Here is a 23,891-nt window from a genome sequence, read left to right as displayed (position 1 = left end):
TCGCATCGTTCCGCGTGCGGTGCGCGCGGACCGCTCCTACGGTGGCGGCTGTGAAGCGGAGCACAGGGGGCCTGGGTGTACTGGCGGCGGCGGTGCTGGTCGCGCTGAGCGCGATCGCCCCGACGGCCACCTCGGCAGCGACGACGGCGGACTGGGCGGACTGGGAGCCGTTGACCGGCTCGGCCGGCGACTGGTCGACCACCATGCAGGTGCCCGCGGCGGGCTTCCCGGCCGCAGCGGTCACCTCGGACTCCCGCGGTGGCGTGGGCGTGATCTCGGGGGCGTCCTCGTGGCTGAGCGCCGCGACGCCGCCGGGCGAGGTGTTCGGGTCGAGCCGCGGCCAGCAGTACCTCAACCTGCGGCCGCAGGCCGACCGGCCCACGGCGCCGTCGACCACCACGTACACCTTCGAGCGGCCGACGCCGGCCGCCGGCTGGGCGTTCGTGCTCGGCGACATCGACGCGGACCGTGCGGTGGTGACGGCGCTCGACCCCGACGGCCGGGAGCTGTCCGCGGCGGAGCTCGGCTGGCAGGGCGGCTTCAACTACTGCGCTGCCGAGGGGGCGCCGTCGTGCACGGGCGACCCGGCGGACGTGCCCGCCTGGGACCCGGCCACGCGCGAGCTGATCGGCAACGCGGCCGCGAACGACACCTCGGGCGCCGCGGGCTGGTTCCGCCCCACGACGCCGATCTCCAGCCTGACCGTCGAGTTCTTCCAGCGCAGCGGGTTCCCCGTGTACCAGACCTGGTTCGCGTCGCTGGCCCGCGACATCGCCGGCACGGTCGACCTGGTCGACGCGTCCGGTGCCCCGCAGGGTGTGCTGCCCGGCGCCACCCTGACGCTCTTCGGCCCCGACGGCACCGAGCTGGCCACCACCACCTCGGACGACAGCGGGCAGTACGGCTTCCCCGGCTACACCGCGGCGCCGGGCTACCGCGTGGAGCTGACGACGCTGCCGGAGGCGGACGACGCGCACCCGTACGGGCTGGTCCCGTACGGCGAGCGGGTGGTCGCCGACCTCGACCTCACGGACGCCGACGCCACGGGCGTCGACTTCGCGGCCCGCGACATCGTGCCGGTCGCCGTCAGCGGCACCGTCCTGACCGAGGACGGCGAGCCGGTCCCCGGCGCGACGGTCACCCTCACGCCGGTCGGCGGGGGCACGCCCCGGACGGCCGTCACGGACTCCACCGGCGCGTACCTCGTCGACAACGTGGGCTGGGACGCCGAGAACGGGCAGCCCCAGGAGTACACCTTCACGCTGAGCGACCTGCCCGACGGGTTCGTGGTGGGCACGGTGCCGGACTCCGTCACCGTGGAGGTGGACCAGGAGGAGCCCAGCACCGGCAACGACTTCGTGGTGCGGGCACCGGCCTCGGTCTCCGGCACGGTGACGTCGGGCGGTGAGCCCGTCGCGGGCGCCGTCGTGACGCTGGAGGGCCCCGGCGGGACGGTCACCACCACCACGGCCTCCGACGGCACCTACCGCTTCGACGACGTCCTGGCGGGCGACCACGTCGTGAGCGTCGAGGCACCCGACGGCTACCGCGTCGACGGCCCGGCCACGCAGGACGTCACCGTGGGGAGCGAGGACGTGACCGGCGTGGACTTCGCCCTGACGACCCCCGGCACGATCGGCGGCACCGTGACCGACGACGCCGGCGAGCCCGTGGCCGGTGCGACCGTCACCGTGGCCGGGCCGGACGGCCCCGTCGAGCTGGTCACGGACGCCGAGGGCGGGTACTTCGCGGGCGACCTGCCGCCGGGCGACTACACGATCACCCTGACGGTGCCCGAGGGCTACACGGCCGGCACCACCGAGCGCTCGGTCACCGTGACCGACGCGGGGGAGAACTGGCTCACGGAGGACTTCGAGGTCGCCCAGGAGCCCGTCGAGCCGCAGGACCAGCCGGTCGGCGGGACGGTCACGGACACCGACGGCAGCCCCGTGCCGGGCGTCGAGGTGGTCGTGACGGACGGCGACGGACAGACCGTCGCCACCGCGACGACCGACGACGAGGGCGCCTGGGGCGCCGAGCTGCCGACGGGGTCGTACACCGCCGTCGTCCAGCCGGGTGAGGGGCACGTCGTGGAGGGTGACGACTCGATCGCGTTCGAGGTCACGGACGCCGCGGTCAGCGGCCTCGACTTCGTGCTGAGCGCTGCGGGCGAGGCCCCGGGCCCGGGCCCGGGGCCGGACCCCGACCCGTCGTCGGCGCCGTCGGCCGAGCCCGCACCGGGCACGCAGGAGCCGGGCGACCTGGCGGCGACCGGCGCGACGGTCGGTTCGGTGGCGCTGGCGGCCGGCGTGCTGCTCGCCCTGGGGGTCGCCCTGGTCCGCGGCTCCCGCCGCATGTCGGCCGCCCGCACCCGCCACCCGAACCGTTGAGCGCGGGGTTGTTCGTCGGTCAGGACCGGTCCTGGCCGACGAACACCCGGCACTCGACGGGTTAGCGTGGGGGCGTGAGCGTTATCTCCTCGGATGTCGTCGTCGTCGGGCTGGGTGGGTTCGGGAGTGCCGCGTTGTGGCGGCTGGCCGAGCGGGGTGTGTCCGTCGCGGGCATCGACCGCTTCGACGTGGGGCACGACCTCGGGTCGTCGCACGGTGTGACACGGCTGTTCCGGGTCGCCTGCATGGAGCACCCCGGGCTGGCGGCCGTGGCCCGGAAGTCCCTGGACCTGTGGACCGAGCTGGGGGAGCGGTACGGCGAGACGTACGTCGAGCAGACCGGCTGCCTCAGCGTGGGTGGCCCCGCCTCGCGCCCGATCCAGGGCACCACCGCGGCGGCCGCGGCGGCCGGCGTCGAGGTGGTGCACCTGTCGCACGAGGAGCTGGTGCGCCGCTACCCGCAGTACGCGGGACACGACGCGGAGACCGTGGGGGTGTTCGACCCCGAGGGCGGCCTGTGCTTTCCCGAACGGAACGTGCGGGCGCAGGTGCGCGCGGCCGCCGAGGCGGGGGCGCGGGTCTACCCGGGCACGCGCGTGACCTCGATCGAGCTGGTGGACGGCGGCGTGCGCGTCGTGACGCCGACCGCCGTCTTCGAGGCCGGCCAGGCCGTGGTGACGGCCGGTGCCTGGAACGCGAAGCTCCTGCCCGGCCTGCCACTGCGTCCGCGGCGCACCCCGCTGTACTGGTTCGCTCCCCGGATGGAGGCGGCGCAGTCGTTCGACCTCGCGCACTTCCCGTCGTTCATCTACGAGCTGGCCGACGGGCGCAGCGTCTGGGGGCACGGCAGCGGCGACGGCTTCCACATCAAGATCGGGCTCGGCGACCACGGCCACGACGACACGGACCCGGACGAGCTCGACCGCTACATCCACCCGCGCGCCGACGTCGACCGGCTCGCGTCCGCGGTCGCGGCGGCGTTCCCGCAGGTGGATCCGGTCCCGGTGAAGGCCATCCCGTGCATGATCACCAACTCCCCGGACGAGCAGTTCCTCGTGGGCCGGCCGGGCGGCGACCCGCGCCTGGTCATGGCCGGCGGGGACAGCGGCCACGGGTTCAAGCACGCCGCCGGCATCGGCGAGCTGCTCGCCCAGATCGCCGTCGGGGAGCGGCCGTACGGCGAGGTCGGGTTCATGGACCCGGACCGTTTCGCGGCGTAGGCCGTGCGAATCCGCCGGTCCTGCGACCCAGGTCTGGAAAGTGGCGCCGAGCACCCCCTGACATGCGGAAAGATGCGCCCATGAGGTTCGAGTACTTCACCGTCCCTGACGACGAGACCGCAGCGCTGACCGTCGACGGCGGCGACATCGAGGCGAGCGTGGCATCGCACGTCGTCGACCCCGCCTCGGTGCTGGGCCAGCTGGAGCGGCTGCTCGGCGGTCCGGTCGGGGACGACGGGCTGCGCAGCGCGCAGCTCGTCGCCGAGAGCCCGGACGGCGCCCGGCTGGTCATCCGGCTGTCCAACCACCTGGTCACGCTGTTCGGCATGGTGCGGCCGGCGACCCTGGACGACCTCGTCAGGCACTGGTCGCTGTCCCGGCGTTTCCGCCGTGCGGAACCGGAGGACCTGCGCGCCTTCGCCGCCGGCCTGAACGAGCTGTGCCAGGGCAGCGGCAGGCGCGTGTACTGCCGCGCGACGGCCGACGAGGCCGAGCTCACCGTGGCGATGGCACCCGCCGGCGCTGCGCCCGCGGGCGCGTCCGGGTCCGACGAGCCGCGGCCCCTGCCCCGGCGGCGCTGACCGCGCGGGGCTCCCCGTCACGCGGCCGGGACGTCGGGAAGGTCGAGCCGGCTCCGGTCGCCGTCGACGCCGTGGGCCAGCGCGCCGGCGACCTCGTCGTGCGGCACCCCGAGCCGGACCGCGCTCACCTCCGCACGCTGGCGCGCGAGCGGGACCATGCCCGGCTCGTCGCCCAGATCTATGCCGAGGCCGCCGTCTCCCCACCTCTCTCCGCCGTCGTCCGGCGGCAGCTCGCGGAGCTGCGCGACGCCGTCGCCGATCGCCTCCCCGCGCGCCCGCGCGACGAGGCCGAGGCGACTGCGGAGGCGTTCGTGGCGCTCTGCCACGGGTACACCCAGCAGCTCGCCGTGCGCGGCGACGTCGATCCCGAGCCGTTCGCCCGGGCGTTGACAGCGCTCGTCCGCCCGTAGGGGGTTTTACCTACTGACAGGTTAGTAAGTGAATCGGTAGGGTGAGGTGCCGCCGCGACGACGCGGCGCCAGACCCTGCCGGAGGCCGCCATGTCGCGTTACAGGTCACGTGTTCGGAAGGTGGTCGGCGCGCTGGGCGCCGTCCTCCTCGCCGGTCTGCTGGGGGTGGTCGCGTCCCCGGGCGCGGTCGCCGCCTCGACCGGCACGATCGTCGGCGCGGGGAGCGGCAGGTGCCTCGACGTGACCGACGGGTCCACGGCCAACGGCAACCGGCCGCAGATCTGGGACTGCACGTCGGGCAACGCCAACCAGACCTGGACCTTCGCCGACGACGGCTCCGTGCGCGGGCGCGGCAAGTGCCTCGACGTGGCGAACGGTTCGACCGCGGACGGCGCCGTCGTGCACCTGTGGGACTGCTACTCCTCGCTCGCGAGCCAGCGGTGGACCCTGACGGCGGCCGGAGACCTGGTCAACCAGGCCGCGAACAAGTGCCTCGACGTCACGGGCGGGGCCACGGCCAACGGGGCCACGGTGCAGCTCTGGACCTGCACCGGCGCCGCCAACCAGAAGTGGCGGCACAACGGGAGCTCCGTGCCGCAGCCGAACCCCGACCCGGTCCTGCCGGACCCGGCCAACCCCGACCTCGGCCCGAACGTGGCCGTGTTCGACACCTCGATGTCCGACTCGGCGATCCAGGCGAAGCTGAACAGCGTCTTCGACGCGCAGGAGACCAACCAGTTCGGCCCGCAGCGCCAGGCCCTGCTTTTCTACCCGGGCTCCTACGACGTCGACGCGAACGTCGGCTTCTTCACGCAGGTCGCGGGCCTGGGCCTGGTGCCGGACGACGTGAACATCAACGGCCACGTGCACGTCGAGGCCGACTGGTGGCCGGACGGCTCGCAGAACGCCACGCAGAACTTCTGGCGCTCTGCGGAGGGCCTGTCCGTGACGCCCGCCGACGGCAACGACCGGTGGTCCGTCTCCCAGGCGGCGCCCTACCGGCGCATGCACCTGCGCGGGGGTCTCGCCCTGTCCGACGGCGGCTGGTCGTCCGGCGGGTTCATCGCGGACTCGAAGATCGACGGCCAGATCAACTCCGGTACCCAGCAGCAGTTCCTCACCCGGAACTCCGCCATGGGGAGCTGGACCGGGTCCAACTGGAACCAGGTGTTCGTGGGCAGCACGGGGGCGCCGTCCAACAGCTTCCCGAACCCGCCCTACACGACCATCGGGGCCACACCGAAGGTGGCCGAGAAGCCGTACCTCTACGTGGACGACAACGGTTCCTACCGCGTCTTCGTCCCGGCGGTCCGGTCCGGTTCGGTCGGCACCACGTGGGCGAACGGCGACCCGGCCGGCCGGTCCCTGCCGATCGGCGACTTCCACGTGGTGCGGCCCGGGGACTCCGCGGCCAGCATGAACACGGCCCTCGCCGCCGGCAAGCACCTGCTGGTCACGCCGGGCACCTACCCGATCAACCAGACGCTCCAGGTCAGCCGCGCGGACACCGTGGTGCTCGGGCTGGGCCTCGCCACCTTCGTGCCGCAGGGCGGCATCGATGCCATGCGCGTGGCCGACGTCGACGGCGTGCGCCTGGCCGGCATCATGTTCGACGCCGGCACGGGCGGCTCGAACGTGCTGCTGCAGGTGGGCCCGGCCGGCTCGTCGGCCGATCACGCGGCCAACCCGACGGTGCTGTCCGACGTGTTCATCCGGGTGGGCGGCTCGATCGCCGGCAAGGCCGTGGTGAGCATGGAGGTCAACAGCGACGACGTGATCGGCGACCACGCCTGGATCTGGCGCGCCGACCACGGCAACGGCGGCACGGTGGGCTGGACCGTCAACACCGGCCGCAACGGCCTGATCGTGAACGGTGACGACGTCACGATGTACGGGCTGTTCGTCGAGCACTACCAGCAGTACCAGACCATCTGGAACGGCGAGCGCGGGCGCACGTACTTCTACCAGAACGAGATGCCGTACGACCCGCCGAACCAGGCCGCGTACATGAACGGCTCCACCGAGGGCTGGGCGGCGTACAAGGTGGGCGACGCCGTGACCGACCACCAGGCCTGGGGGCTGGGCAGCTACGCGTTCTTCAACGTCAACCCGGCGGTGGCGAACGCCCGCGCCTTCGAGGTGCCGGTGCGCTCCGGCGTGCGGTTCCACAACATGGTGACGGTGTCGTTGGGCGGCGTGGGCACGATCCGCCGGGTCATCAACGACACGGGGGAGACGGTCAGCTCGGCGCGCCAGGTCACGTACCTGACGACGGGGCCGTGACGTGACGGAGGTCCGCTGATCCCTGTCGAGGCCGGGGTCTCTCCGCTCTGAGATCACTCTGAGCGAAGAGACCCCGGCCTCGGTGCGTGCGCCGGGCCACGTCGAAAAATTGGACTTGCCGGTCCAATTTTTGGGGTTCACAGTGGACCACACAGTCCAGTCAAGGAGAGTGGCCCATGTCCACCAGCACCAGCGAGCGCGCGTCGCGCAACGACGCCCTCGTCCGAGAGTTCGTCGACGCCTTCGAGAAGAAGGACGCGGCCCTGCTCGGGTCCTATGTCACCGACGACGTCGTCTTCGAGAACTACGGCGATCCCGTGATCCACGGGCGTGCCGACCTCGTCGCCCTGTGGGCGGGCGTGTTCCGCAGCTTCGCCGAGGTCCGGTTCGAGACCCTGCACCAGGCGGTCGACGGCGACGTCGTGCTCGCCGAGCAGGTGCACGGTCTCGGTCTCGCCGGCCGGCCCCCGGCCCCGGTCCGGAACCTCGCGGTCTACGAGATCCGCGACGGGAAGATCGCCGCCTGGCGCGACTGCACCAACCCGGTGGAGGCCAAGCGCCTCCTGGGCCTGTGACCTGGCACGAGAGAGGCGCGAGCATGAGAGACCTGGAGACCCTGGACGCGATCGAGGACATCCGTCGCGTCGAGGCCCGTTACGCCCGCTACGCGGACCAGAAGCGCTGGCAGGACCTCGCCGGGCTGTTCACGAAGGACGGCTGGTTCCGCTCGCTCGACGTGGACGGCAACGAGGTGGTGCACATGGTCGGCCCGGCCGACATCGCGGCCCAGCTCGGTGCACGCAACGCGGGTGACGTGCAGCCGCTGCACCAGCTGCTCACCCACGAGATCGACGTGGAGTCAGCCGACACCGCGTCGGCGGTCTGGGCGATGTCCGACCTCATCTTCCGCGGGGACAGCGCGATCCCCGAACCGGCGCCCGGCGACACCCTGCCCCCGTTCCGCACGATGCGCGGCTGGGGCCACTACCACGTCACCTATCGCAGGGTCGACGGCCAGTGGCGCATCTCGACCCGTACCCAGACTCGTACCCGCCTGGAGTTCGCGTGACGAGCGCGGACGCCCTGCAACCCCACAGGAGCACCACCATGACCGATCTCGAGCAGCACCGCTTCACCGTCTCGATCCCCCAGGAGAAGATCGACGACCTCAGGGACCGCCTGCGCGCCACGCGCTGGCCGGCCGACATCGACGAGAACGACGGCTACTACGGCACCAGCCAGGCCTTCATGAAGGAGCTCGTGGCGTACTGGCTCGACGAGTTCGACTGGCGGGCCGCCGAGCGCGCGCTCAACGAGGTGGACCAGTACCGGATCACGGTGGACGGCACGCCGATCCACTTCGTGAAGGAGAACGGCAGGGGTCCGGCGCCGATCCCGCTGATCATGAGCCACGGCTGGCCGTGGAGCTACCGTGAGTGGTCCAAGGTCATCGGCCCGCTCACCGATCCCGCGGCGCACGGAGGCGATCCGGCCGACGCCTTCGACGTGATCGTGCCCTCCCTGGCCGGATTCGCGTTCTCCACCCCGGCCGGGCGCCCGGACATGAACTTCTGGAAGATGGCGGAGCTCTGGCACACGCTGATGACCGACGTGCTCGGCCACGAGCGGTACGCCGCCGCCGGTGCCGACTACGGGGCCCTGGTGACGAGCCAGCTCGGGCACAAGTACGCTGACAGGCTGTACGGCATCTGGCTGGGCCACGCCATCCATCTCGACCTGTTCCAGGGTGAGCGCCCGTGGGACCTGACCGGCGGTGCGATGGTGCCGCCGGGCGTGTCCGACGAGGTCCGGGACGGCGTGCTCGCCTTCCAGGACCGGTACGCGTCGCACGTCGCGGTGCACATCCTGGACAACCAGAACCTCGCGTACGGCCTGGCCGACTCGCCGGTGGGGATGCTGTCCTGGATCCTGCGCCGGTGGACCAAGTGGAGCGAGTCGAACGGTGACGTCGAGAGCGTCTTCCCCCGCGACCACCTCCTGACGAACGCGACGATCTGGTGGGTCACGAACTCCATCACGACCTCGATCCGCTCGTACGTCAACGCGAACCGGTACCCGTGGACGCCGTCGCACGACCGCACCCCGATCATCGAGGCGCCCACCGGGCTCACCTTCCTGGGCAACGAGAACCCGCCCGGGGTCAGCACCGAGCAGCGCGTCCAGGCGTTCCTCGACGACCCCGCCGAGAAGCCCTGGTACAACCCGACCTACCTCAACGCGCACGCCCACGGCGGGCACTTCACGCCGTGGGAGAACCCCGAGGCGGTCGTCGAGGACATCCGTGCGACCTTCCGTCCCCTGCGCTGAGCTGCGTGGCCCCCGCGGTCCGTCGCCGAGGCGTGGCGGTGGACCACGGGGTCCACTCCGGGGCGTGGTACGAGCTAGCCTGTCCGGATGAGTGCGCGGATGACGGCCCGAGGCGCCGCCACCAGGCTGCGGCTGGTCTCCGGCGCGGCGCACCTGATGCGCGAGCAGGGTGCGGCGGAGACCAACCTGGACCAGGTGCTGCGGGCCACCTCGACCAGCAAGAGCCAGCTCTTCCACTACTTCCCGGACGGGCGGGCCGGGCTGCTGGTGGCGGTGGCGGGCTACGAGGCCGACCAGGTCATGGCGGCGCAGCGGCCGTACGTCGACGACCTGACCACCCTGGAGAGCTGGCGGGCGTGGCGGGAGGCGGTGCTGCGGCACTACGGGGAGCTCGGCGAGCGGTGCCCGCTGGGCGCGCTCGCCTCGGAGCTGGGCAGCTCCTCACCGCAGGCGCGCCAGATCGTCGACGACCTGTACGACCGCTGGGAGGGCGCCTTGATCGCCGGCGTCCAGGCCCTGGTCGTCAGCGAGACGGTACGGCCCGGCCTCCGCGTGCGCGAGGTGGCGCGCAGCATCCTCACCGCCGTCCAGGGCGGTGCCGTGATGCTGCGCGCCACCGGGCGTCTCTCCTACCTGGAGACCACGCTCGACACGACGCTCGAACCGCTGCTCGGGCCGTCCTGACCGGTCCTGACCGGTCAGCGCTGGGCCGACGGGCGCACGATGATCTCGTTCACGTCCACGTCGGCCGGCTGGTCCAGGGCGAACGAGATCGCGCGGGCGATCGCGTCCGCCGGGATCAGGTTGCGGCGGAACGACTTCATGTAGGTCTGCGCGTCCGCGTCGGAGATGTGGTCGGCCAGCTCGCTCTCGACCGTGCCGGGCGTGATGGTGGTGGCCCGGATGCTCGGGTCGGACTCCATCCGCAGGCCCTCGGTGATCGCCCAGGCCGCGAACTTGGTGGCGGAGTACACGGCCGACGTCGGGTACACCTCGTGCGCGCCGATCGACGCGACCGTGACCACGTGACCGCCGCCCTGCTGCCGGAAGTGCGGCAGCACCGCGGCGATGCCGTGCAGCAGGCCGCGCACGTTGACGTCGATCATGCGGTCCCACTCCTCCACGAGGAGCGCGTCGAGCCGGGACAGCGGCATGACGCCCGCGTTGTTCACGATGACGTCGATGCGGCCGTGCTCCTCGACCACGGCGTCGACGGCCGAGCGGACGGCGTCGGCGTCGGTCACGTCGAGGCGGACGGCGCTCGCCGTGCCGCCGTCCGCCCGGATGCGGTCGACGACCGCGCCGAGGCGGTCGGTGCGGCGCGCGGCGAGCACCACGCGGTGGCCCTCCGCGGCGAGCCGGAGCGCCGTGGCCTCGCCGATGCCGCTGCTGGCGCCGGTGACGAGGACGGTCTTGGGGGTACGGGGTTCTGTGCCGGTGTTCATGGCTCCAGGTTCCGGAGCCGGGGGCCGCCGTGGAAGGACGGCGTCTTCCTGGGTGCACCGCACCCTGGCTCCGCGCCGCCGGGCGGGTACGGTCGAGGTATGACCTCCTCCCCGCTCGGCGACTTCCTCCGTGGCCGGCGTGACCGGCTCACCCCGGAGGCGCTCGGACTGCCCGTCTACGGCCGCCGCCGCGTCGCGGGCCTGCGCCGGGAGGAGGTGGCGATGCTCACCGGCGTGAGCGTGGACTACTACGTGCGCCTGGAACAGGGCCGCGAGGTGAGCCCGTCGCCGCAGGTGCTCGACTCGCTCGGCGAGGTGCTGCGGCTGGACCACGAAGGCCGCCAGCACCTGTACCGCCTGGCCGGGCTCAGCCCCCGGCCGGAGCCCCCGGCCCCGGTCGAGGAGGCGGACGCGTCCCTGGTGGAGCTGATGCTCTCGTGGGCCGGCAGCCCCGCGCTGCTGTTCGGGCGCGCGTTCGACGTGCTCGCGGCCAACCCGCTCGGCGAGGCGCTGTTCGGGGGCTTCGCGTTCTCCCGGAACCTGACCCGTGCCACGTTCCTCGACCCCGCGGCGCGCATGTTCTACCCGGACTGGCACCGCGTCGCCGAGAACACGGTGGCAGGCCTCCGCCTGGCCGACGGGCTCACCCCGGGCCACCCGCGCATCCGGGAGGTCGTCGACGAGCTGCGGGTCAAGAGCCCGGACTTCGTGGCCATGTGGGACCAGCACGACGCGCGGGGCAAGCGGCTCACCGTCAAGCGGTTCCAGCACCCCGAGGTGGGGTACCTGGAGCTCGACGTGCACGCGTTCGAGGTGCGGGGCGCCACCGGGCAGGAGCTCGTGGTGTATCACGCGCGGCCGGGATCGGCGTCGGCCGAGGCGCTGTCGCTGCTGGGGTCCATCGCCGCGACCAGGGCGCTCGGCTGAGCATGGTGCGTGTGGCCGTGCGCACGGGGCCGGCCGCCGCGGCGTCTGTCAGACTTGAGCCGTGACAGACCGGATCCCCACCGGAGTACCTACCCGGCCGGGTCCCCGGCCGCGCGTCGACATCCCGTACCCGCGCCTGTCCCCCGGGCTGCGCAGCTACTTCGCCACCGAGGGCGGCGGAGCGACGCTCCTGCTCGCGGCGTCGGCGATCGCGCTCGTGTGGGCCAACGTCGCGTTCGGCTCGTACCACGCGATGTGGGAGACGCCGGTCAACCTCACGGTCGGCACGTGGGAGCTGCACCTGACGCTGCACCACTGGGTCAACGACTTCCTCATGGCCGTGTTCTTCCTGGTGGTCGGCGTCGAGGTGAACCGCGAGCTCACGGTCGGCGAGCTGCGCAGCTTCCGTGCCGCGTCGGTGCCGCTGTTCGGCGCCATCGGCGGGCTGGCGGTCCCGATCGGCATGTACCTGCTGATCAACCCGTCCGGGCCCGACGCGTCCGGCTGGGGCCTGCCCATGTCCACGGACACGGCGTTCGTGATCGGCGTGCTCGCCCTGGTCGGCCCGCGCTGTCCCGACCAGCTCCGCATCTTCCTGCTGACCCTGGCGATCTTCGACGATATCGGCGCCATCGCCCTGCTCGGCATCTTCTACTCCGACGCGCTCATGGTGGGTGCGCTCGTGCTCGCGGCCGTGCTCACGGTCGTGCTGTTCGCCATGCGCTGGATCGGCATCTGGCAGATCGCGCCCTACCTGATCATCGGGGCGGTGCTCTGGGTGGTCGTGCTGGAGTCGGGCCTGCACCCGACGCTGGCGGGCGTCGTCGTGGGCCTCGCGGTGCCCACGGCCCGCCGCGGGCACGACGACGAGGCGCGCTGGTACTTCCGGATGTACGGCCGCGCCCTGATGGAGGAGCTCGATCCGGCACGCTCCCGCCTGGCCGTCAGCGCGGCCCGGTCGGCCGTCCCGACGAGCGACCGGCTGCTGGACGCGCTGCACCCGCTGAGCTCCTACGTCGTGGTGCCGGTGTTCGGGCTCGCCAACGCGGGCGTCGTGCTGTCGGGGGAGTCGATCAGCGCCGCGCTGGACAGCCCGGTGACCCTCGGCGTGCTGGTCGGCCTCGTGCTCGGCAAGGGCCTCGGCGTCTTCGCCGGGGCGATGGTCGCGCTGGTCACGGGGCTGGGCAGCCTGCCCGGTCAGGTGCGCTACGGGCACCTCGCGGGTGGCGCGTTCCTGTGCGGCATCGGGTTCACCATCGCCCTGTTCGTCAGCGAGCTCGCCTTCGACGACGAGGCGCTGATCAACGAGGCCAAGGTGGGCATCCTCGTCGGCTCCCTGCTCGCGGGCGTCATCGGCACCGTGATCCTGCGGTACTTCGGCGACCGGCTGCCGCTGTGCTCGCCGCACGAGGCCCAGGGGCCGCCGCCGCTGCCGGACGGGGCGTGGCGCGCGCCGGTCTGACGCCCGCCACCCCCGTCGTGGTCACCGGCGCCAACGGGACGTCCGCTTGCGCGTCAGTCCCATCGTGTCCCGCAGGTCGGTGACCGTGACGTCGCCCTTGTAGGGCTCGCCGTTGACGAACAGCGTGGGCGTGCCGTGCACCCCCGCGTCGATGCCGTCCTGGTAGTCGGTGCGCACGGCATCGGAGAACCGCTGCGCGGCGTCGCCCACCAGGGCGTCGGTGTCGAGCCCGAGCTGCTCCCCGTAACGGACCAGCGACGCGTCGTCGAGGCTGTCCTGGTGCTTGAAGAGCAGGCCGGCCATGGGCCAGAACGCGCCCTGGTGCCCGGCGGCCTCGGCGGCCAGGGCCGCCGTCAGCGCGTACGGGTGCGGCTCGAACAGGGGGAAGTGCCGCCACACCAGGCGGACCTGGCCCTCCGAGCCGTTGATCAGCTCGTGCAGCACGGGCTTGGCCGCGCCGCAGTAGGGGCACTCGAAGTCACCGAACTCCACGATCGTGAACGGCGCCTCGGGGTTGCCGAAGGCCCAGCGGAACGCGAAGTCGGGATCGTGCACCCCGCTCGGCAGCGCGAGCGGGGTGGCTTCCCGCGTGCCGTCGGATTCGTCGGTCGTCATGGCGTCATCCTCCCATCGAGCCCGTCGTGGCGGCGTGTGCCGGGGTGCACGGCGGGGTCGGTCGTGGTCGTGGTCAGGCCCGCGCCGTCGCGACGTCGAGCAGCGTCTCCGCCGCCGCGCGCGCCTGACGCGCGGCCTCCGGCGTGCCCGCGATGGCGGCGGTGGTCTGCGCGCCCTCGGCGAGGATCGCGAGCTGCGGCGCGAGCTCGGGCGGTGCGCCGACGTCGGCCACGAGGCGGGCGACGTACTCCTGGAAGGTCCGCTTCTGCTCGCGGACGGCGGCGGTGACCGCCGGTGAGGAGGCGCCGAGCTCGCCGTGGGTGTTGATGAAGGCGCAGCCCCGGAAGTCGGGTTCACGGAACCAGGCGTCCAGGAAGTCGAAGATGGCCAGGATCCGTTCGCGGGCCGACGTCGCGCGCGCGGAGGTGGAGGCGAGCCCGTCGTCCCAGATCGTCGTGCGGTGGCGGAGCACGGCCACGATCAGATCGTCCTTCGAGGCGAAGAGCGAGTAGATCCGCTTGAGCGAGACGCCGGCCGCGGTCCGCACGGCGTCCATGCCCACCGCTTGCACGCCGCGCGCGTAGAAGAGCTCGTCCGCGGCCCGGACGACGGCCTCCCGGGCGGTCTTCTCGTCGATCATCGTGTGCTCACTCCGATTCACCCTCTCCGGTGCCCCGCACGACTTGCGCGGAGAACGTTCGTTCTCTACTGTAGCTGACATCGGCGGAGAACGACCGTTCTCCGCCCGGAACGAAGGATCGAGAGGGCTGGATCATGGGTTTCATCACGGTCGACACCGAGAACAGCACCACCACGGAGCTCTACTACGAGGACCACGGCACGGGGCAGCCGGTCGTGCTCATCCACGGCTACCCGCTGGACGGCAACAGCTGGGAGCGCCAGTCGCGTGAGCTGATCGCCGCCGGCTACCGGGTCATCACCTACGACCGCCGCGGCTTCGGCAAGTCGAGCAAGGTGGGCGCCGGCTACGACTACGACACCTTCGCCGCCGACCTGAACGCGGTGCTGACCACGCTCGACCTGCGCGACGTGATCCTGGTGGGCTTCTCGATGGGCACCGGCGAGCTCGCCCGCTACGTCAAGAACTACGGCCACGAGCGCGTCGCCAAGCTCGCGTTCCTGGCCTCGCTGGAGCCGTTCCTCGTGGCGGCCGACGACAACCCGACCGGCGTGCCGCAGTCCGTGTTCGACGGTATCGAGCAGGCCGCCCGCAGCGACCGCTTCGCCTGGTTCACGCAGTTCTACCAGGACTTCTACAACCTGGACGAGAACCTCGGCAGCCGGATCAGCCAGGAGGCCGTGACGGCCAGCTGGAACACGGCCACGGGCAGCGCCCCGGTCGCGGCGTACGCCGTGGTCTCGGCCTGGATCGAGGACTTCCGGGCCGACGTCGAGGCCGTGCGTGCCGCCGGCAAGCCGTCCCTGATCCTGCACGGGACCAAGGACAACATCCTGCCGATCGACTCCACCGCGCGCCCGTTCCACGCCGCCTTCCCTGAGGCCGAGTACGTCGAGGTCGAGGGTGCGCCCCACGGCCTGCTGTGGACGCACGCGGACGAGGTCAACAAGGCCCTGCTGGCCTTCGTCAAGGCCTGATTCCCGGCGCCTGACCTGGTACCCGGGCGTGCGTGCCCGCGCCGGTGACCCCGCGCGGTGACGGTCGGGAGAAGGTCAGGCAGTCGGTAGAAGGTCAGGTGGTCGGTACCTCGGGGTGCCGACCACCTGACCTCTTGCCGACCGCGCGGGCGGCACCGAGCGCGCCGGCGCCGCGCTGACCGCGCGGGCCGTGCCGCCGCCGCAAGGGGGTCAGCGGGGGAGGGGGCCCGTGTACGTGGCGCGCGAGCGTTCCACGTCGGTCATGTGCGCGTCGCCCCACTCGCCGAGGGCGGCGAACACGGGCTGGAGGCTGCTGCCGAGCTCCGTGATCCGGTACTCCACGCGCGGCGGCACCTCCGCGTAGATCCGGCGCTGGACGAGGCCGTCCCGTTCGAGCTGGCGCAGCCGCTGGGTCAGCACCTTGGGCGTCACGCCGATGCGCCGCTCCAGCTCGACGAAGCGCTGCGTCCCGTGGGCCTGCAGCACCCACAGGATGGGCGTGGTCCACCGGCTGAAGACCAGGTCGACCACGGGGGAGATGGGGCAGGCGGTGGCCGGGTCGTCGTCCGGCTGGGGGCACCACACGCTGCTCGGTCCCGGGGTGGTGCCCGGCGGCGTGCTCGACATGGTGGGCTCCAATACTTTCCTGAGGGAACCTACTGTATCCGCGCTCGTAACGTCGGCGGCACCGCGGCCGCGAGGGCCGCACGGCCCCGGTCGGGGGCCGTCTCGTACGCACGGAGGAGCGCACATGATCGTCGTCACCGGAGCCACCGGAAACGTGGGCCGGCCCCTGGTCGCCGAGCTTGCCCGGCGGGGCCACGAGGTCACCGCCGTGTCCCGGGCGGGTACTGCCCCGCACGCTGAGGCCCGGGTCCGCGGCCTGAGCGCCGACCTGGCCGATCCCGGCAGCCTCCGCGCCGCCGTCACCGGAGCGAGCGCGATGTTCCTGCTGGTGCCGGGCTCGGGCGAGCACCTCGACACCGAACGGATCATCGGCACGGCCGCCCAGGCGGGTGTGCGCCGCCTGGTGCTGCTGTCGTCCCTGGGCGCGGCGACGCGCGCCGACTCCGTCTCGCACGGGCCGCTGGCCCGGCTGGAGAAGCTGGTGCGGGGCTCGGGCCTGGAGTGGACGGTGCTGCGGCCCGGTGACTTCGCCAGCAATGCCCTGGCCTGGGTGCCGTCCGTGCGTGCGGAGCGCACGGTGCACGCACCGTTCGGCGACGTGGCGCTGCCCGCCGTGGACCCGCTCGACATCGCCGAGGTCGCGGCCGCCGCCCTGGTGGACGACGGCCACGCGGGCCGCACCTACGCGCTCACCGGTGCGGCCGCGGTCTCCCCGCGCGACCGCACGAGGGCGCTCGCCGAGGTGCTCGGCACGCCGCTCGTCTTCGCCGAGCAGACCCGGGAGCAGGCGCGTGCCGACATGCTCGCGTACATCCCGGAGCACGTCGTGGACGGCACGCTCGCGATCCTGGGGGAGCCGACGCCGCAGGAGCAGGCCGTCAGCCCCGACGTCGAGACGGTGCTGGGCCGCCCGGCCCGGACCTTCGCGGACTGGGCGCGGCGGAACGCGGCGGCGTTCGCGGGGTGACGTCGCCGCCCGTCACGTCCGCCCCCTGGCGGTCCGCGGCGGGCCGGTACCGGGTGACCGGATCGGTCCGCCCCGCGACCTGATCCGGACTCCCGACGGGGCCGCGGACCGGCTCAGACTGGGGACATGAACAGAGCCTTGATCGTCGTGGACGTCCAGGAGTCCTTCCGTGCCCGGCCCCAGTGGGCCGACACGCTCAACCCAGGGATCGCGGAGCCCGTCAACCGGCTGGTCGACCTCGCCCGCGCGGCCGGCGACCTGGTGGTCTGGGTGCTGCACACCGAACCCGGTTCGGGCACCCCGTTCGACCCCGAGAGCGGCCACGTGCGGCTGTTCGCGGAGCTGCACGAGCCGCGCGCCGGCGAACCGGTGCTGCGCAAGACCTCGCACAACGCCTTCACCACGACCAACCTGCAGCAGGTCCTCACCGCCCACGGCGTCGGCGAGCTGCGGGTGTGCGGCATCCGCGCCGAGCAGTGCGTGGAGACGACGACGCGGATCGGCTCCGACCTCGGGTAAGCCGTGACGTTCGTCAGCGACGCGACGAGCACCGACCCGCTGGGCCGGTTCAGCGCCGCCGACATCCTGGAGCGTACCGAGGCGGTGCTCCGCGACCGGTTCGCGCGTATCGCGACCGTCGCCGAGCTCGAGGCCGAGGACCGGGCCAGCGGCGGGGACGCGGCGGGGACCCGTACCGAGGTGGCAGCATCGGCGGGGTGACCACCGTCCTGTTCGTGCTCCTGCCCGGGGTCCACCTGCTCGACCTGGCGGGACCCGCCCAGGCGTTCTTCTCCGCGGGCGACTTCGGGCACCCGTACGACCTGCGGTACGTCGCGGGCACAGGCAGAGGCACAGGCACAGGCGCAGGCACAGGCACAGGCGCAGGCACAGGCGCGGACGCGGACGCCGGGGCCGGGGCCGACCGCCCCGGTGCCCCCGCCGCCGTGGCACCGGTCCTCTCGGCGCAGGGCCTCCCGCTGCTCGCGGGGGCCGAGTGGCCGGCGCTCGGCGCGGACGACCTCGTCGTCGTGCCCGGGTGGCGCGTGGGGGACGACCGCCAGGCCTGGCCGCTCGTGAGCGACGCGGTCCGCGAACGGCTGGGTGCGCACCACGCGGCGGGCGGCACCGTCGCGAGCGTGTGCGCCGGCTCGGACGCGCTGGGCCAGGCGGGGCTGCTCGACGGCCGGCGCTGCACCACGCACCATGGGCTCCAGGACGAGCTCGCCGTGCGGTACCCCCGTGCGCACGTGGTGCGCGACGTGCTGTTCACCACGGACGACCGCGTCATCACCTCCGCCGGGATCGCCAGCGGCATCGACCTGTCGCTCCACCTGCTCGCGATGCGGCACGGTCCGGCCCTCGCCGCCCGCGTGGCCCGCGAGATGGTGGTGTACGCCCGCCGCAACGGCGCGGAGCCGCAGGCCAGCGCGATGCTGCGGCACCGGGCGCACCTCGACGACACGGTCCACACCGTGCAGAACCACATCGACACGCACTTCACGCACACCCTGCCGCTGGCCGACCTCGCGGCCCGTGCGGGTGTCGCGGAACGCACCCTGACCAGGCTTTTCACTCGGGCCGCAGGGCTGACGCCCCTGCGCTACCAGCAGCTGCTGCGGCTGGAGCGCGCCGAGCACCTGATCGGTCACGGCGCCACCGTCGAGTCCGCGGCGCACGCCGTCGGCTTCCAGGACCCGCGGATGCTGCGCCGGCTCCGGAGCGCCCGCTAGCGTCAGGCGCCCGCCCCGCCGTCCACCTGCAGCACCGCGCCCGTCACGTACGACGCGCGGTCGCTGAGCAGCCACGCGGCGGCCTCGGCGATCTCCTCGGGCTGCGCCGCACGGCGCAGCGGGACCCCGGGCGCGAGCTGCTCCATCAGCCCGGGCGTGTACTCCTCCCAGGTGCGGATCATCTCCGTGAGCGTGCCGCCCGGGGAGACGGCGTTGACCCGGATGCCCTCCGGCCCAAAGGTCACGGCCGCCGACTCGGTCAGGCTGTTCACGCCCCGCTTCATGGCCCCGTAGGCGGGCAGCACCGGGTTGGCCCGCAGGCTGCCGATGCTGGAGTTGTTGACGATCGCGCCGGTGCCCGCCGTGGCACGGATCGCGTTGATCTCGGCCACCATCGACAGCCACGGCCCGCGCAGGTTCACGGCGTAGACGCGGTCGAAGTCGGCCTCGGACACCTCGTCCAGCGGCTGCGGCGGGGTGAACGCCGCGGCGTTGTTGAACGCGACGTCCAGCCGCCCGTGCCGCTCCACGACCCGGTCGACGGCGGCCCGCACGCTGCCGGCGTCCGCCAGGTCGGCCACCGTGTGGTCGGCGGTGCCGCCTGCGGCCCGGACCTCCTCGGTCACCGCGGCGAGCTCGGACTCCGTGCGCGCCGCGAGGAACACGGCGGCGCCCTCCCGGGCGAACAGCCGGGCCGCGGCCGCGCCGATGCCGCGGCCCGCACCGGTGATGAAGGCGACCTTGCCGGCCAGGAGGCCGGTGCCGGTCGCAGGGGTGGTGTGGTGGGTTGTTGTGCTCATGCCGACGAGCCTGCGCCGCCCGCACCGACCGCAGCCAGGCACCGCCGGTACCTGGCTACGGTCGCGGCGGGCGCCGATACTCGGGGGTATGCACAGAGCCCAGCTCGCGACGTTCCTGCGCGGCCGGCGCGAGCGGATCCGTCCCGCCGACGTCGGCCTGCTCGCCGGGCGCCGTCGCCGGACGCCCGGGCTGCGGCGGGAGGAGGTGGCGCAGCTCGCCTTCATCTCCACCGAGTACTACACCCGGCTGGAGCAGGCCCGCGGCCCGCACCCCTCGCGGGAGGTGGTGGGCGGCCTCGCCCGCGCGCTGCGCCTGTCCGACGCCGAACGCGACCACCTGCACCAGCTCGCCGGGCTCCCACCGGGCCCGCCCCCGGGGCCGCCACGCACCGTGCGGCCGAGCGTCCAGCTCATGCTGGACCGGCTGCCGCAGTCCGCCGCGTTCGTGACCTCCGCCATGCTGGAGGTGATCGCCTGGAACGGCCTCGCGGCGGCCCTCATGGACGACTTCTCGGCGCGGTCCCGGCGGGACCGCAACCTGGCGCGCCATGCGTTCCTCGGCTCCGAGGACCGTGCGGACCGGCTGTACGGCGTGTCGGACGGCGACGAGTTCGCCCGCTCGGCCGCCGCCCGGCTGCGCCGTACCGCGGCCCGGTACCCGGACGACCCCGAGGTGGCGGAGCTGGTCGACGACCTGCTCACCGGCAGCCCGGAGTTCGCCGCGCTGTGGGCCGCGGGTGACGTGGACACCGCCCCCATGCTCCGCAAGACCTTCCAGCACCCCGTCGTGGGCCCGGTCACCGTGAACTGCGACGCGCTCGACCTCACCGACCAGGACCAGCACGTGGTGGTCTACACGGCCGACCCGGGGTGGCCGTCGGACGAGGCGCTGCGGCTGCTCGCGGTGATCGGCACCCAGCACATGAGCAGCGCGACCTGAGCGGGGCCGCCGGGCCTGGCCGGCGGCCCCCGGGAAGCCGGTCAGGGCCGGCGGCTCGCCCGGTGCGCGAGCAGGCCGCCGACGGCGGGCACGAGCGCCAGCAGCCAGACCCGGTGCCGCCCGCGGGCCAGCGACGCCGCGGTGACCAGCACCGCGAGGTAGACCATGCCGTGCAGCGGTCCGACGGCGCTCGCGAGGCCCGGGTGGTGCACCGTGGCCAGGTTGCCGAGCAGCACCAGCACGGTGGCGAGCTCCACCGCGCCGAGCACCCGCAGGGCCGCGCCGCCGGTCACAGCCCGGCCCCCGTCGTCGACCCGGGGCGGTAGACCATGAGCACCACCACGACCGCCCAGAGCAGGTTGAACACACCGGCGTGCATGGCGAGGCGGCGCGCCGGGTCGCCGTCGGAGGAAGCCGCGCCGTCCAGTGCCTCCAGCACACGCCGCTGCCCCGGCAGCACGAGCACGATCAGCACGGCGGCCGCCGCCGCGGTCAGCACCATGGACGTGATCAGCCACGCGTCGGACAGGACGCCCAGGCTCGCCCCCGTGGCATACCCGAGCACCGGTACGGCGACACCGACCACCGCGTAGACCCGCGTGACACGGTGCAGGAGGCGGGCCGCGGCGGCGGCGCTCGCGTCGTCGGGTGCGGCCAGCGCGCGCCGGGCGGCACGCGGGAACATGCTCGCGGTGATCGCCACCGGCCCGACGGTGAGGATGGCGGCCAGGACGTGCAGGGAGAGAAGGAGCGCGGTCATGCCGCGCCCGCCAGGGTGGTTCGCATGCGGTCATCGTCTGCGTGCCGGCCCGGGAGCCGACAGTGGCCCGGCGGCCAACGACCTCCGGGATCTGGCCAGGGGCGGGCGCGGGTCGTTCAGGTCAGCAGGCCCACGACCACCGCGAGCACACCCAGGGCGGGGACCAGGCCCTGCTTGAGCGCCGCACCCCGCTTGGCGGGGTCGGAGACCACGAGTACCACCGACGCCGCCACCATCGAGCCGGCACCCGCGAGCACGAGCGCCGTCCCTGCCGCCGTCGACCCGGCCGCCGTCAGGACGACGCCGACCACCGTGACGATCGCGAGGAACAGGTTGTAGTACCCCTGGTTCAGGGCGAGCTGCCTGGTCGCCTCGGCCTCCTCGGCCGTCGTGCCGAACGTCGCCCGGGTGCGGGGGTCGGTCCACGCGAACGACTCCAGGTAGAAGATGTAGACGTGCACGAGGGCCGCGACGGCTGCGAGCACGAGTCCGGCGATCAGCAAGGTTGTCCTCCGGGTTCGGGGGCCGGGCACCGACGGCGGCCGGGTGATCGGCAGTATCTCAGGGCTCCTCCCGCTCGTCCTCGGGAATAGCCGGCGCGTCCCGATGGCTCCGTTGTACATGGAGTGGGAGATGACGGCGCTGAGGCGCGAGCGGCTGCCCGCCGGTGCGGTGCGATCCCGGCCGGGGGCCCTCTGGGCCGTCGTGCTGGCCGGCGCCGCGACGCTGGAGACCGCAGGAGCCCACCACCAGGTCCGGGCCGGTGACGCCGTGCTCGTCGGCGCCCGCACCGCGCACCGCCTCACTGCCGACGACGAGACCGACCTGGTCCACGGCGACCTGCGGCAGGCCGTCCCCTCGGTGACGCTGCCCAGCCCGCTGGTCGTGCGCGGTTTCGACGAGCGGCAGCGCGGCGTCGTCGCGCTGGTGACCGCGTGCCCGCTGGACGCGATCTCCAGCCCGGCACCGTTCGCCGCGAGCTACGCCGGCCTGGTCGGCGCGGCGATGACGGCGCTGTGGCAGGCCGACGCGCACGCCGGGCCGGAGTGCGGCGGCGCGGATGGCGCCGCCGATACCCAGGTGGCCGACGTCGTGGCCGCGCTGGCGGCCGACCCCGGCGAGCCGTGGACCCTCGACCGGATGGCGGCGCTGGTGCACCTGTCGCGCTCCGCCCTGACCGAACGGTTCCGGCGAGCCACCGGGCACAGCCCGATGCGGATGCTGCGCGAGGTGCGCATGCACCGGGCCCGTACCCTCCTGGCCGAGGGCAGCCTGCCCGTCACGCGTGTGGCGTTCGAGGTGGGCTACGGCTCGGTGGCGGCGTTCAGCCGTGCGTTCGCGGCCGACCACGGCGTCTCGCCCCAGGTGTGGCGGGCCGGTCCGCAGCCGGCGGACACCCCGCCGGCCACGACCGCGATCCCCGCGGGTCCCGCGCCCGTCGTGGCCGGTGCGCTGCCGCGGCCGGCGGACCGGGCCGGCCGGCCCTGGGTGCCGTCGGTCCCGTCAGCGGCGCGGCACCCGCAGGACCGCCCAGCCGAGGCCCGCCGCGACCGCCGCTCCCGCACCGACCAGCAGCAGCGACTGGACGCCGTGCCCGTCCAGTAGGGCGCCGCCGAGGGAAGAACCGGCGGTGATCGCCACCTGGAACGCGGTGACCTGCAGGGACATGGCCGACTCGGCACGTTCGGGCTCGACGCGGGTGACCCAGAGCTGCGTGATCACCGGCATCATGCTCATCGAGAGACCCCACAGCACCACCGCGACGGTCAGCACGGGCACCGACGTGGCGGCCGCGGTGAGCAGCAGGGACGCGGACAGTGCCACGGGTGCCAGGGCGGCCAGCGGCCGCAGCCACCGGGCGAGGAATCCCGCCAGCACCGTGCCGGCCACGCCGCCCAGTCCCCAGGCCAGCAGCATCCACGTGGTGGCGCCCGCGTCCACGCGCTCGATCGCGATGCGGATGTACGGGTACGCCGCGAAGTTGCCGAGCGCCACCAGCACCACGCAGGCGATGCCGGCCATCAGCCGCCCGTTGCGCACGGCCTCGCGCAGCATCCGCAGGCCCGCCCCCGGGTGGGGCGGGACGGACGGCAGGGTCAGGCCGAGCGCCACCGCGCCGAGCCCGGTGAGCACGGCCGAGCCGGCGAAGGTGGCTCGCCAGCCGACGGCGTCGCCCACCACCGAGGCGAGCGGGACGCCCACGACCGTCGCGATGCTGGTCCCGAACGCCAGCGCGGAGGACACCACGTGGTCCTTGCCGGGCACGGCGTGCGTGCCGGCACCGAACGCGAACGACCAGTACCCCGCGAGCGCGACGCCGAGCAGCAGCCGGCCCGCCAGCAGCACCGCGAAGCTCGGCGCGAGGGCCACCGCGACGTTCGACAGGGCCGCGGCCACCAGCAGCGACACGAGCACGGTGCGCCGGTCCGTGCGCGGCAGGAGCACCGCGATGCTCGGTGCCGTGAAGGCTCCGGCGATCGCCGTCGCCGCGACGGCCAGCCCCGCACGCCCTTCGCTCACGCCGACGTCGGCGGCGAGGGCGGGCAGCACGCTCGCGGGCAGGAACTCGCTGAGGACCACCATCGCGATGCCGAACGACAGGGCGACGACGGGGGTCCAGGTCGGGAGGCCGGGACGGGTGCCCGGCCGGCCGGGGGCGGTCGCCGTGCCCGGGGTGCCGGACGGCGACGGGGTGCGCACAGAGGTGCTCGAAGTGGGCATGGACCCAGCCTGCGTGCCGCACGCGTCCGGTGGTTGATCGCGCGACGGGGCCGTTTGATCGCCCGGCC

27 protein-coding genes are annotated in these 23,891 nt (G+C 73.5%); 18 read left to right on the top strand and 9 right to left on the bottom strand.

The features are described from left to right. The first annotated feature begins 50 nt into the window (after positions 1-50). From ACO229_RS17360 to ACO229_RS17320, 9 genes are all read left to right on the top strand, one after another. Positions 51-2,390, top strand: a complete 2,340-nt coding sequence (locus ACO229_RS17360; protein ID WP_423462276.1) for a carboxypeptidase regulatory-like domain-containing protein — start codon at positions 51-53, stop codon at positions 2,388-2,390. Between the two features lie 74 nt (positions 2,391-2,464). Beyond that, positions 2,465-3,610: an N-methyl-L-tryptophan oxidase gene (solA, locus tag ACO229_RS17355; protein WP_423462275.1), complete on the top strand. Its 1,146-nt coding sequence runs from the start codon at positions 2,465-2,467 to the stop codon at positions 3,608-3,610. A gap of 80 nt (positions 3,611-3,690) precedes the next feature. After that, positions 3,691-4,191, top strand: a complete 501-nt coding sequence (locus ACO229_RS17350; protein WP_423462274.1) for a hypothetical protein — start codon at positions 3,691-3,693, stop codon at positions 4,189-4,191. A gap of 71 nt (positions 4,192-4,262) precedes the next feature. Continuing rightward, the gene (locus tag ACO229_RS17345) at positions 4,263-4,601 is read left to right on the top strand and encodes a TetR family transcriptional regulator C-terminal domain-containing protein (protein WP_423462273.1); all 339 of its coding nucleotides are present in this window, start codon (positions 4,263-4,265) and stop codon (positions 4,599-4,601) included. Between the two features lie 90 nt (positions 4,602-4,691). Further along, positions 4,692-6,884 (top strand): ricin-type beta-trefoil lectin domain protein, encoded by a 2,193-nt coding sequence (locus tag ACO229_RS17340; RefSeq protein WP_397431497.1) that lies wholly within the window; start codon positions 4,692-4,694, stop codon positions 6,882-6,884. A gap of 176 nt (positions 6,885-7,060) precedes the next feature. Next, entirely contained in the window at positions 7,061-7,459 is a 399-nt protein-coding gene (locus ACO229_RS17335) for a nuclear transport factor 2 family protein (protein WP_423462272.1), read from the top strand. Between the two features lie 23 nt (positions 7,460-7,482). Continuing rightward, positions 7,483-7,953, top strand: a complete 471-nt coding sequence (locus tag ACO229_RS17330; RefSeq protein WP_423462271.1) for a nuclear transport factor 2 family protein — start codon at positions 7,483-7,485, stop codon at positions 7,951-7,953. 38 nt (positions 7,954-7,991) lie between these two features. Further along, positions 7,992-9,212 (top strand): epoxide hydrolase family protein, encoded by a 1,221-nt coding sequence (locus tag ACO229_RS17325; RefSeq protein WP_423462270.1) that lies wholly within the window; start codon positions 7,992-7,994, stop codon positions 9,210-9,212. A gap of 87 nt (positions 9,213-9,299) precedes the next feature. Next, positions 9,300-9,896, top strand: coding sequence for a TetR/AcrR family transcriptional regulator (locus tag ACO229_RS17320; protein WP_423462269.1), 597 nt, complete (start codon positions 9,300-9,302; stop codon positions 9,894-9,896). A gap of 14 nt (positions 9,897-9,910) precedes the next feature. Here the strand turns inward: ACO229_RS17320 and ACO229_RS17315 are convergent, their stop codons facing one another. Continuing rightward, positions 9,911-10,657: an SDR family oxidoreductase gene (locus tag ACO229_RS17315; RefSeq protein WP_423462268.1), complete on the bottom strand. Its 747-nt coding sequence runs from the start codon at positions 10,655-10,657 to the stop codon at positions 9,911-9,913. Between the two features lie 99 nt (positions 10,658-10,756). Between ACO229_RS17315 and ACO229_RS17310 the strand changes: the two genes are divergently transcribed. Further along, on the top strand, positions 10,757-11,584 hold the full coding sequence (locus ACO229_RS17310) for a helix-turn-helix transcriptional regulator (RefSeq protein ID WP_423462267.1): 828 nt from the start codon (positions 10,757-10,759) through the stop codon (positions 11,582-11,584). Between the two features lie 61 nt (positions 11,585-11,645). Continuing rightward, a complete protein-coding gene (gene nhaA / locus ACO229_RS17305; protein WP_397414222.1) occupies positions 11,646-13,046 on the top strand; it encodes a Na+/H+ antiporter NhaA in 1,401 nt (466 codons plus the stop codon). A 21-nt stretch (positions 13,047-13,067) separates the two neighbouring features. Here nhaA and ACO229_RS17300 read toward each other — a convergent pair whose 3' ends face one another. Both ACO229_RS17300 and ACO229_RS17295 read right to left on the bottom strand, forming a co-directional pair. Then, positions 13,068-13,661, bottom strand: a complete 594-nt coding sequence (locus tag ACO229_RS17300) for a DsbA family protein (RefSeq protein ID WP_397414220.1) — start codon at positions 13,659-13,661, stop codon at positions 13,068-13,070. A 73-nt stretch (positions 13,662-13,734) separates the two neighbouring features. Continuing rightward, positions 13,735-14,301: a TetR/AcrR family transcriptional regulator gene (locus ACO229_RS17295; RefSeq protein ID WP_423462266.1), complete on the bottom strand. Its 567-nt coding sequence runs from the start codon at positions 14,299-14,301 to the stop codon at positions 13,735-13,737. A gap of 134 nt (positions 14,302-14,435) precedes the next feature. Here ACO229_RS17295 and ACO229_RS17290 point away from each other — a divergent pair, with 134 nt between their 5' ends. After that, positions 14,436-15,278, top strand: a complete 843-nt coding sequence (locus ACO229_RS17290; RefSeq protein WP_423462265.1) for an alpha/beta fold hydrolase — start codon at positions 14,436-14,438, stop codon at positions 15,276-15,278. 210 nt (positions 15,279-15,488) lie between these two features. On the opposite strand, the gene ACO229_RS17285 is transcribed toward ACO229_RS17290, so the two are convergent. After that, entirely contained in the window at positions 15,489-15,905 is a 417-nt protein-coding gene (locus tag ACO229_RS17285) for a winged helix-turn-helix transcriptional regulator (protein ID WP_423462264.1), read from the bottom strand. Positions 15,906-16,029: 124 nt separating this feature from the next. Between ACO229_RS17285 and ACO229_RS17280 the strand changes: the two genes are divergently transcribed. From ACO229_RS17280 to ACO229_RS17265, 4 genes are all read left to right on the top strand, one after another. Next, complete coding sequence (locus ACO229_RS17280) at positions 16,030-16,872, top strand: NAD(P)H-binding protein (protein WP_423462263.1); 843 nt, start codon at positions 16,030-16,032, stop codon at positions 16,870-16,872. 126 nt (positions 16,873-16,998) lie between these two features. Next, positions 16,999-17,391 carry a cysteine hydrolase family protein gene (locus ACO229_RS17275; RefSeq protein ID WP_423462262.1) on the top strand — a complete coding sequence of 131 codons (393 nt, stop codon included), beginning with the start codon at positions 16,999-17,001 and terminating at the stop codon, positions 17,389-17,391. Positions 17,392-17,394: 3 nt separating this feature from the next. After that, complete coding sequence (locus tag ACO229_RS17270) at positions 17,395-17,592, top strand: hypothetical protein (protein ID WP_423462261.1); 198 nt, start codon at positions 17,395-17,397, stop codon at positions 17,590-17,592. Continuing rightward, on the top strand, positions 17,589-18,602 hold the full coding sequence (locus ACO229_RS17265) for a GlxA family transcriptional regulator (protein ID WP_423462260.1): 1,014 nt from the start codon (positions 17,589-17,591) through the stop codon (positions 18,600-18,602). The genes ACO229_RS17270 and ACO229_RS17265 overlap by 4 nt, the downstream gene beginning before the upstream one ends. A gap of 2 nt (positions 18,603-18,604) precedes the next feature. Here the strand turns inward: ACO229_RS17265 and ACO229_RS17260 are convergent, their stop codons facing one another. Then, positions 18,605-19,402, bottom strand: coding sequence for an SDR family NAD(P)-dependent oxidoreductase (locus ACO229_RS17260; protein ID WP_423462259.1), 798 nt, complete (start codon positions 19,400-19,402; stop codon positions 18,605-18,607). An 88-nt stretch (positions 19,403-19,490) separates the two neighbouring features. Here ACO229_RS17260 and ACO229_RS17255 point away from each other — a divergent pair, with 88 nt between their 5' ends. Then, the gene (locus ACO229_RS17255; protein WP_423462258.1) at positions 19,491-20,342 is read left to right on the top strand and encodes a helix-turn-helix transcriptional regulator; all 852 of its coding nucleotides are present in this window, start codon (positions 19,491-19,493) and stop codon (positions 20,340-20,342) included. A gap of 41 nt (positions 20,343-20,383) precedes the next feature. Here the strand turns inward: ACO229_RS17255 and ACO229_RS17250 are convergent, their stop codons facing one another. From ACO229_RS17250 to ACO229_RS17240, 3 genes are all read right to left on the bottom strand, one after another. Next, positions 20,384-20,635 (bottom strand): hypothetical protein, encoded by a 252-nt coding sequence (locus ACO229_RS17250; RefSeq protein WP_423462257.1) that lies wholly within the window; start codon positions 20,633-20,635, stop codon positions 20,384-20,386. Beyond that, on the bottom strand, positions 20,632-21,102 hold the full coding sequence (locus ACO229_RS17245; protein ID WP_423462256.1) for a DUF2269 family protein: 471 nt from the start codon (positions 21,100-21,102) through the stop codon (positions 20,632-20,634). Before ACO229_RS17245 ends, ACO229_RS17250 begins: the two co-directional genes overlap by 4 nt. Positions 21,103-21,218: 116 nt before the next feature. Beyond that, a complete protein-coding gene (locus ACO229_RS17240) occupies positions 21,219-21,605 on the bottom strand; it encodes a DUF1304 domain-containing protein (RefSeq protein WP_423462255.1) in 387 nt (128 codons plus the stop codon). Positions 21,606-21,735: 130 nt separating this feature from the next. Here ACO229_RS17240 and ACO229_RS17235 point away from each other — a divergent pair, with 130 nt between their 5' ends. Then, positions 21,736-22,707: a helix-turn-helix domain-containing protein gene (locus ACO229_RS17235; protein ID WP_423462254.1), complete on the top strand. Its 972-nt coding sequence runs from the start codon at positions 21,736-21,738 to the stop codon at positions 22,705-22,707. On the opposite strand, the gene ACO229_RS17230 is transcribed toward ACO229_RS17235, so the two are convergent. Then, positions 22,606-23,823: an MFS transporter gene (locus tag ACO229_RS17230; RefSeq protein ID WP_423462253.1), complete on the bottom strand. Its 1,218-nt coding sequence runs from the start codon at positions 23,821-23,823 to the stop codon at positions 22,606-22,608. The two genes, ACO229_RS17235 and ACO229_RS17230, sit on opposite strands and share 102 nt — an antisense overlap. Positions 23,824-23,891: the final 68 nt, after the last annotated feature.

This window comes from Promicromonospora sp. MS192, from assembly GCF_049532985.1.
Lineage (GTDB): Bacteria > Actinomycetota > Actinomycetes > Actinomycetales > Cellulomonadaceae > Promicromonospora.
The sequence above is the reverse complement of the archived record's forward strand: the minus strand, read 5'-3'. Positions and strand labels throughout refer to the sequence as shown.

What these genes read in the sequence shown, in the direction of transcription:
- ACO229_RS17315 (WP_423462268.1), bottom strand. Translation starts at nt 10,657, where the DNA reads ATGAACACCGGCACAGAACCCCGTACCCCCAAGACCGTCCTCGTCACC.
- ACO229_RS17290 (WP_423462265.1), top strand. Translation starts at nt 14,436, where the DNA reads ATGGGTTTCATCACGGTCGACACCGAGAACAGCACCACCACGGAGCTC.
- ACO229_RS17230 (WP_423462253.1), bottom strand. Translation starts at nt 23,823, where the DNA reads ATGCCCACTTCGAGCACCTCTGTGCGCACCCCGTCGCCGTCCGGCACC.
- ACO229_RS17300 (WP_397414220.1), bottom strand. Translation starts at nt 13,661, where the DNA reads ATGACGACCGACGAATCCGACGGCACGCGGGAAGCCACCCCGCTCGCG.
- ACO229_RS17350 (WP_423462274.1), top strand. Translation starts at nt 3,691, where the DNA reads ATGAGGTTCGAGTACTTCACCGTCCCTGACGACGAGACCGCAGCGCTG.
- ACO229_RS17285 (WP_423462264.1), bottom strand. Translation starts at nt 15,905, where the DNA reads ATGTCGAGCACGCCGCCGGGCACCACCCCGGGACCGAGCAGCGTGTGG.
- ACO229_RS17325 (WP_423462270.1), top strand. Translation starts at nt 7,992, where the DNA reads ATGACCGATCTCGAGCAGCACCGCTTCACCGTCTCGATCCCCCAGGAG.
- ACO229_RS17320 (WP_423462269.1), top strand. Translation starts at nt 9,300, where the DNA reads ATGAGTGCGCGGATGACGGCCCGAGGCGCCGCCACCAGGCTGCGGCTG.
- ACO229_RS17340 (WP_397431497.1), top strand. Translation starts at nt 4,692, where the DNA reads ATGTCGCGTTACAGGTCACGTGTTCGGAAGGTGGTCGGCGCGCTGGGC.
- ACO229_RS17330 (WP_423462271.1), top strand. Translation starts at nt 7,483, where the DNA reads ATGAGAGACCTGGAGACCCTGGACGCGATCGAGGACATCCGTCGCGTC.
- ACO229_RS17255 (WP_423462258.1), top strand. Translation starts at nt 19,491, where the DNA reads ATGCACAGAGCCCAGCTCGCGACGTTCCTGCGCGGCCGGCGCGAGCGG.
- ACO229_RS17275 (WP_423462262.1), top strand. Translation starts at nt 16,999, where the DNA reads ATGAACAGAGCCTTGATCGTCGTGGACGTCCAGGAGTCCTTCCGTGCC.
- ACO229_RS17245 (WP_423462256.1), bottom strand. Translation starts at nt 21,102, where the DNA reads ATGACCGCGCTCCTTCTCTCCCTGCACGTCCTGGCCGCCATCCTCACC.
- ACO229_RS17335 (WP_423462272.1), top strand. Translation starts at nt 7,061, where the DNA reads ATGTCCACCAGCACCAGCGAGCGCGCGTCGCGCAACGACGCCCTCGTC.
- ACO229_RS17260 (WP_423462259.1), bottom strand. Translation starts at nt 19,402, where the DNA reads ATGAGCACAACAACCCACCACACCACCCCTGCGACCGGCACCGGCCTC.
- ACO229_RS17235 (WP_423462254.1), top strand. Translation starts at nt 21,736, where the DNA reads ATGACGGCGCTGAGGCGCGAGCGGCTGCCCGCCGGTGCGGTGCGATCC.
- ACO229_RS17280 (WP_423462263.1), top strand. Translation starts at nt 16,030, where the DNA reads ATGATCGTCGTCACCGGAGCCACCGGAAACGTGGGCCGGCCCCTGGTC.
- ACO229_RS17295 (WP_423462266.1), bottom strand. Translation starts at nt 14,301, where the DNA reads ATGATCGACGAGAAGACCGCCCGGGAGGCCGTCGTCCGGGCCGCGGAC.
- ACO229_RS17310 (WP_423462267.1), top strand. Translation starts at nt 10,757, where the DNA reads ATGACCTCCTCCCCGCTCGGCGACTTCCTCCGTGGCCGGCGTGACCGG.